This window comes from Paraburkholderia sp., assembly GCF_035656215.1.
Taxonomy (GTDB): domain Bacteria; phylum Pseudomonadota; class Gammaproteobacteria; order Burkholderiales; family Burkholderiaceae; genus Paraburkholderia.
Window position 1 is genome coordinate 1 of sequence record NZ_DASRSY010000046.1, and the last position, 6,730, is coordinate 6,730.

General features: G+C 62.0%; 8 protein-coding genes. 2 read left to right on the forward strand and 6 right to left on the reverse strand.

Going from position 1 to position 6,730, the window contains the following annotated elements; translation table 11 throughout:
- Positions 1-540 (forward strand): ammonia-dependent NAD(+) synthetase (nadE, locus tag VFE81_RS02465; protein ID WP_325043071.1); only part of this gene is annotated, 540 nt, incomplete at its 5' end.
- 117 nt (positions 541-657) lie between these two features.
- On the opposite strand, the gene VFE81_RS02470 is transcribed toward nadE, so the two are convergent.
- From VFE81_RS02470 to VFE81_RS02495, 6 genes are all read right to left on the reverse strand, one after another.
- Positions 658-927 (reverse strand): RNA-binding protein, encoded by a 270-nt coding sequence (locus VFE81_RS02470; RefSeq protein WP_325043072.1) that lies wholly within the window; start codon positions 925-927, stop codon positions 658-660.
- 5 nt (positions 928-932) lie between these two features.
- Positions 933-1,079 (reverse strand): hypothetical protein, encoded by a 147-nt coding sequence (locus VFE81_RS02475; protein WP_325043073.1) that lies wholly within the window; start codon positions 1,077-1,079, stop codon positions 933-935.
- A gap of 279 nt (positions 1,080-1,358) precedes the next feature.
- Positions 1,359-1,709 carry a hypothetical protein gene (locus tag VFE81_RS02480; RefSeq protein ID WP_325043074.1) on the reverse strand — a complete coding sequence of 117 codons (351 nt, stop codon included), beginning with the start codon at positions 1,707-1,709 and terminating at the stop codon, positions 1,359-1,361.
- Between the two features lie 100 nt (positions 1,710-1,809).
- The gene (locus tag VFE81_RS02485) at positions 1,810-2,463 is read right to left on the reverse strand and encodes a hypothetical protein (RefSeq protein WP_325043075.1); all 654 of its coding nucleotides are present in this window, start codon (positions 2,461-2,463) and stop codon (positions 1,810-1,812) included.
- 250 nt (positions 2,464-2,713) lie between these two features.
- Positions 2,714-4,375, reverse strand: coding sequence for a S10 family peptidase (locus VFE81_RS02490; RefSeq protein ID WP_325043076.1), 1,662 nt, complete (start codon positions 4,373-4,375; stop codon positions 2,714-2,716).
- A 211-nt stretch (positions 4,376-4,586) separates the two neighbouring features.
- The gene (locus tag VFE81_RS02495) at positions 4,587-6,143 is read right to left on the reverse strand and encodes a S53 family peptidase (protein WP_325043077.1); all 1,557 of its coding nucleotides are present in this window, start codon (positions 6,141-6,143) and stop codon (positions 4,587-4,589) included.
- Between the two features lie 306 nt (positions 6,144-6,449).
- Here VFE81_RS02495 and VFE81_RS02500 point away from each other — a divergent pair.
- Positions 6,450-6,730 (forward strand): DUF1993 domain-containing protein (locus VFE81_RS02500; RefSeq protein ID WP_325043078.1); only part of this gene is annotated, 281 nt, incomplete at its 3' end.

The following is a 6,730-nucleotide window of genomic DNA, read 5'->3' on the forward strand; positions in this document are numbered from 1 at the left end:
GAAAATCTCACCATCGATATCAAACCCGCCGCCGATGCAATGCTCGCCGCGCTGGATAACAGCGGCACGCGATTTAACGACGACTCACAGCAGGATTTCATCCACGGCAATATCAAGGCGCGGCAGCGAATGATCGCGCAATACGCGGTAGCCGGCGCGCGAGCCGGTGTGGTGATCGGCACGGACCACGCGGCGGAATCGGTGATGGGATTTTTCACGAAGTTCGGCGATGGCGGCGCCGATGTGCTGCCGCTCACGGGCCTGAACAAGCGCCGTGTGCGGGCACTGTCCAAAGCCTTGGGCGCGCCGGAAGCGCTGGCGCACAAGGTGCCGACTGCCGACCTCGAAATGTTGCGTCCACAACGGCCGGACGAAGACGCATACGGCATCCCTTACGACGATATCGACGATTTTCTGGAAGACAAACCTGTGAGCGACGCCGCGCGCGAAACGGTCATGCGCTTCTACGAGGTCACGCGGCACAAGCGGGCGTTGCCCTACACGCCGTTCGATTGGCCGGTAAAAGAAAGCGGGGAATGAAAGAAGGAATGTAACAAGCAGAGTGTGCGGGGAGGATGCGCGTCAGGAATGTGTCAGACGCAGCGCGCCGCCCCTTACCCACTCGAGGCACAGTCGGCAAACGCAGCTGCGACAGGCTCAGTGAGCAGGAGGCGACTCGTCGTCGCTGAACAGATCGGCGCTCGCCTCAAGCGCCAGGCCGCCTAAATGCTTGCCGTGAATCTGCCGCGCGATCACGTCGCCCACATACGGCACGTCCGCGTCCAACTCGACCGTGGCGTACGCGCTGGGCTTCCCGGCATCGATCACCTCGACGCTTTTCGCATAATGCCCAAGCTCACGTTCGAGGAACTCCCGCACTTCCTGCTCGCTGCACGATTCTGCAATATTGCGCACGATCAGGTTCATGCCGCTTACCCTCGGCGCGCGTTGCGATCCGCAACATGCACGCGCACCGGGCGCAACGCCGCACGCTGTTTCGCCTCGGCCGCCGCGAGTTGGCGGATCAGTGCAGCGCCGGCCGCAGCCAAAGCAGCCAATGACAGATAGAAGGCAATCATTTAAATCTCCCCTTCGAATTTCGTCCTGTTTTCAGGATAGCCACAATCGACAACAAAAGCGATGCGACACAATGTCGTAAAAGACGGACTTTAAAACTTCCGTTAATGCACTGTACCTGAATAAGCAGCGGTAAAAACAGCAAAACACATGTTCATTCAGTGGTGCAGACCCGGCAAACGCGCCAGACGCGGACGCTGGACGCAAAAACCGGGCCGCGATACGCATCGCCAGCGGCATCCTGCGGGGGACGTGAGCAAAGGGCGGGCTGATCGTCGGGATCAGTCCGCCGCTTGCACGTTGGCCGCGCTCACCCACCATGCATTCTTGCCTTGCGGCACGTGAACCAGCACGGCGGAGGGATCGTCGACACCGTCGTCGGCAACCTCACACACCGCCAAACCGTCGGGCAGGCGCTTCACCTCGCCGGCCGCCTGGAACAGCGCGACGCGCTGCGCGCTCAAGGGCCGCAGTTGCCGGTACACGTCGAAACTGATTGCCGCGGGCACATCGCCGCGAATCTGCAGCGAGTCGGCGCTGCCGCAGCGCACGGGTTCGGCTGCAAGCGCCGCGGTGCCGCCGAACAGACAGCTGAAAGCGAGCGCCAGTGCGGCAAGGCGTGAATGGGTCATGGTAATTCTCCGAGAATAAGTTGGGACAGCGCGCGGCGAGCGGTGCGGCTGAATACACGCGATTGAACAACGAGGGCAACGCAGGCGAAGACAGACGGCTTCATGGCGCGCTGTCGCGACCATCGCCTCGCCCGTTGCTGTCGCCGGTCGCGACATCGAGACGGCTCACGTCGCAAGACGTCTGGCTAAAGCCCGAATAGACCACCGACCAGTTGCCGACAATCGCGGCTTGCGCCTCCGCGAGGCTCAGTTTTCCTTCGCAAACGCAGCGTTTGAGCATGACCGCGGCGCGCGCCTTGCGCCGCTCGCCCTGCTGGCCTGCCCACGGTAGAAGATCGAGATTGGAAGGCGCATTCGGCGAGCCGCCGAGCACAACGGGCACACGCCTGTCCAGCGCAAACGCGGGACCGCTGTCGGCACCGATGCCGCGTGCGGCAAGCATGCGGTCTTTGTAGGCCATCAACTCGTCGAACGACGGTGCGACCGTGTCCGTATAGCCCGGGCGGCAAATCGTTTCGCCGACCGACTCCTGCGTGACGCGCTCGTCAAGCATCGCTGAATCCTGAGCCCAGACTTCGCTGACGCGCAACGCGAGTATCGCGGCGAAGCCGAGCAGGAACACCACGCGCATCTTGCGGGCCGGACGCACGCCGCCGCACCGGCGCGCGAGCGTCGGCGGAATCGTCTGATATGTACTGCTGGTTGCGGCGCTGTTATGGATGATGCGACGCCTGTCTGCAATGCCTGCGTTCATTCGTCGGCGCGCCGGTAGCGGCGCGCAATAGTTCAATTCGCAGACTAATTAAAACACATTCAATATCACAGCGTGAAAAAAGGCGCACTTACGCACGTTGGTAAAGATGCGTCCAGATGCGTTCGCAGGTGAATGCCGGCGCGGTCTTGCCGTGCATGAAGCCACGTTGCAAGACCGCGCCGAACCGCAAGATAAATGCAAATGCCGCTGTCTGGGCACCGCTCGCACACGGCGCCAACAGCACGCTACGTCAAGCTGGTTTCGCCACCCGGGCCTGCAACGCGCGGATACGCCCGAGCGCCTGAGTATTGGACACCGTCGACTCATACATCTTGGCGAGATCCGCCTTGAGCGCGGTACGCGAGCCGCCGTCGAGATAGACCATATGTCCCGACGGATAAAAACGCGCCGACAGATTCTGCCGGACCTGCTGGCTGACAAGCGGCATTTGCTGAAGATCGAGCACGGTCTGATAGAACGGCGTGACGTAGTCGAAGAAACCGTTCGCCGACAACACCTTCAGGTCGGGATTGAGCGCCATCACGGCGGCAAGGTCTCCAGCGGTGTACAGAATGACGTTGCCCTTGGCGTCGAGCCCCTTCTGCGCGCCGGTCGGATCGATGTGGCTGAAGTCCCAATACTGGAATGCCTGATCGTTGAGGTCCGTGAACGCCGAATTCGACGTGTATTTCAATTGCTCGTTCAGATACACGTTCCACATCGTCGTGTAGACGCCTGTCACCGCCGTCATGGTGGGATCGTTGCCGCCGGAATTCGGGTCGATCTTGCCGGCGATGCCCGTGTTGATCGCCGTCACGCGGCCGTCGTACTCGCCGAGCGCGAGCCCCTGCGATTTCAGCAACGTGGTCAAAAACAGCGAATTGCCGCGGCTGTCGTACGACGCGATATCGAGGCTCCAGGCGAGCAAGGTGGTTTTGTCGATACCGGTGTATTCGCTGAGCTTTTCGACCGTTGCGGAATCCGTGGTCGGAAACTTGCGCAACGCCGCCAGATAGTCGGTGCGCGCGAATTGCGCCACTTCTTCGGCAAACGTGCCGAGGTCGGTTGGCCGCGGCGCAATGCCGAGTTTCTTGTGATACCACGCGTCCGCGGCAGTTGTGGGCAACGCGCCGACCGGATTGCCGGATTGCGTGTAATCGAGAATAGACGATTGCAGCGTGATGCCGTTCAGATCGACGCCATCTTCATGCAACCGGTACGCCAGCACGCAACTGCGCGCCGTGCCATAAGACTCGCCGAACAGATACTTCGGTGAATTCCAGCGGTTGTTCTTGGTGAGAAAGCGTTTGATGAACTGCTTGATCGAGTCCGCGTCCTGGTCGACACCCCAGAACGCGCGGTTCGTCTTCGGCGCAATGGCCGCCGAGTAGCCCGTGCCGACCGGATTGATGAAGACGAGGTCGCTCTTGTCCAGTAGGCTGTCCGGGTTGTCTTCCATCGAATAGGGCGCGGGCGGCGTAAAGCTCGGCATCGACGTCTTGATGCGGCGCGGCGCGAACGAGCCCAGCAGCACGAACACCGAAGACGAACCCGGGCCGCCGTTGTAGAAGAACGTCACCGGACGGGTTTCCTCCTTCTGCTTGTCCTGCGTAAACGCGACGTAGAACATCTTGGCTTCGGGCTGTGAACTGCTCGGGTCGACAATGACGAGGTGACCCACCGTCGCCGTGTAGTTGATCTTCTGGCCGCCGATCGTAGTCGAATGGTGCGTCACCGCGGCGGTTTCGGTGGTATCGGTGACGGAATCGTCCGGCCCATTGCCATAGGCAACCGGATCGAAGAACGGCTGATCTCCTGCTTTGTGCGACACGCTGCTGGCAGCCGCTGCGGGCGAAGCATGCGCATTGTGCGGCGACTGCGGACTAACGGAAGCTGACTCGGGGTTCGTCATGATCGCTCCATGGGTTCGATAACGTCTTGATATGTCTTGATGCGTCTTGGTGTCTCTTGTCTGTCCTACGTTGCCTGCGTCTCTTGAAACCATGCACCGTACCGCTTACGGCCTGAAGGCGGCACACCTTGGGACAAGCGCGGACGGCTGGTGATCGCCTGAACTGACTGTCAGCCAGGCGCCCATCCGAACCGGTCCGCAACTCATCAGACTATAGTGCCGCTGCCACCTTCTGACCATTGGGGCTGCCAAGTCCCGTGCACGCATCCCAGCCCGGCGAAGCGGCGAAGCTGCCGTTGTTGCCCTGCGTGATGTCGTTAAACGCGCCCGGCGTCTTGTACAACTTCGGGTTGATGAAACCGGCCGGCTGCCCTTTCGCCGCGTTGATCCGCGCAATCAGCGCAGCCCACAGCGGTGCAACCGCGCTGGTGCCGCCGACTACCGTCTGCGTGCCGTCGATCAACACGCTATAGCCCGTGACAGGCGACGCATCGCCGGCCACGTCCGGCACACCGCGCCCGCTGAGCGCCGTCCTCGCGCCGCTCGATGAAGTGGCGGACAGACCTTGCTGCCACACCGGCACGGGAAAGGTACGGCTCACGCCACCGCCGCTCGCGCCGCCCTGCGCGCCGTCGTTCCACACTACCTCATGCGAGATCGCTGTGCCCGACGCGGTCAGGTTCGTGCCGCCGCATGCGAGCACATAAGGGCTCGACGCCGGAAAGTCGACCTGATCGCCGCCGGAACCGTCGCTCGAACCGCTATCGCCCGACGCCGCGCAGACAGTCACACCCAAAGCCGCCGCCGTTTGCAGCACGCTGTTGAAAGCTTGCAGCGACTGGCTGGTCCAGTTCGACTCCGGTCCGCCCCAACTGATCGAGACGACCGAGGGTTTATTGATCGTGTCGTGCACCGCGCGGCTCACGGCGTCGATGAAACCGGCATCGCTGTTCTGCGTGAAATAGACCGCGATGGTCGCGCCAGGCGCAATCGCACCGACGATTTCGATGTCGAGCGTGACTTCGCCATCGGGCCCATTCGGGTCGCCGCTCGGCTGATTGCTGCCCTGATCGACGCCAACCGCTTTCACCTTCGGTGAAGCGACGCCAAGACTCGCAAAGTAACTTTTCAGGTCGGACGCGTTGTACCCTCCGCCGAGCTCGATAATGCCGACACATTCGCCGCTGCCGTCGCCTTGCGGAAACTGGTACAGCGACGCGAGCTGCGGCGGCGTGAAGGAAACCTGATGCCCTTTGGCCGGCTGGAACGGCGGCCGGATGCGAAAGTGCGGCCGCGCCTGAGGCCGGTTATCGAGCCCGAGCACGGCTTCCACGATGCCGTGCAGATCGTCCGGTACGCTGATCGTGCCGGTGCGACCGCGGAACTGGCCCGCCGTGTGATGCTGATAATGTTCCAGCTTGACGCCGAACGCGGTCTGGAACTGCGCGATCGTGCCGCTCAACGACACCGAGCGTGCAGCCGGATCTTCCCGCACCACCGTCAAGCCGTGTGCGCTGGCAAAGGCTTTGACCTTGGCGATGTCGTCCGGCGCGGCCCCGTAATCTTTTGCAAACGCCTCGCGCGAAAGTGGTTTGACGCTCGGATCGCCCGCTTCGATTTTGCTCATCAGTGCGTCGAACTGCGCCTGCCGCTGACGGCGCACTATCACGAAAACCTCGATTCGTTCTGACGGATCGCATTGCCCAACAACTTTCGAACCTTGCTCTACCGTTCGCTCGCTTCCCGGCAGCGGTTGTCTATTGACCATGGTGTCGATTCTCCTGTTAGCGTGACGGCGCGGGGTGAAAGGTGGACCCCAAGCACGGCACGCGCCTGCACGAACTCACCGCCTCGGCACCGGCGGCGAATTGCTGTTTCAAGGACTTCGCCAAACCATCCGACCTATGCATTCGAACACAGTTCCGGTGTGCGCGGCAGTTGTCCGAATGGCTAACGCGCGGTTGGATCGATGCGCATCGTGCAGCACCCGCGCTATGATGCTGAAGCGGCAATCCAGCCGTTGCAGCGCCTCGCGCGCCGCCCGCGCGCACGATCAAAGAATCAGAGGAACCCCATGTCAATTTCGATGTATCAAGCATCACTGCCCGTGCTGGTGCGCGGCATGACCAACCTGCAAGTCATCCTCGGTAAAGCCGAGGCGCATGCTGCCGAAAAGCAGATCGACCCGTCCGTGTTCACGCATGCCCGGCTCGCGCCGGACATGCTGCCTTTGGTGCGCCAGGTCTATATCGTGAGCGACACGGCCAAGGGCTGCGCCGCGCGCCTGGCTGGCGTCGAAGCGCCGAAGTTCGAGGACGTCGAACAGACTTTCGAGGAACTCGATGCCCGCCTTCA